We start from the raw sequence: 405 nt of genomic DNA on the forward strand, positions 1-405 counted from the left end.
CGACACGGCGTACGTCATTTTCACGTCGGGTACGACGGGGCGGCCGAAGGGTGTGGCGGTCAGCCACCGCGCGATCGTTAATCTGATCGCTTGGCGTCAAGGGGTGTTCCCGCTCGAACCCGGCGACCGGTTGCTGCAGAAGAGCTCTGCCGGTTTCGATGTGTCGGTGCCGGAGTTCTTCTGGCCGTTGACGGTCGGCGCGAGTGTGAGGCTGATCCGTTCCGGAGGGGACAAGGACGTCGAGTATCTGGCCGGTATCCTGGCCTCGGAGCCGATCGGGTTCGCTGAGTTCGTGCCGGTGGTGTTCCAGGCCATTACTGCGACCGGCTTTGATCCGAAGGTGTCGCGGTTGCGGCATCTTTCGTTGGGTGCCGATGTTCTGCCGACCGGTCTGGCGAAGGACCT

Annotated in this window: 1 protein-coding gene; it reads left to right on the forward strand. The window is 63.5% G+C overall.

What is annotated here, in order from left to right; translation table 11 throughout:
• The coding region (locus LWF15_RS35795; RefSeq protein WP_232815450.1) for an AMP-binding protein at nucleotides 1-405 on the forward strand (405 nt) is incomplete at both ends.

Source organism: Kineosporia rhizophila, assembly GCF_021277265.1.
GTDB classification, from domain to species: Bacteria; Actinomycetota; Actinomycetes; order Actinomycetales; family Kineosporiaceae; genus Kineosporia; species Kineosporia rhizophila.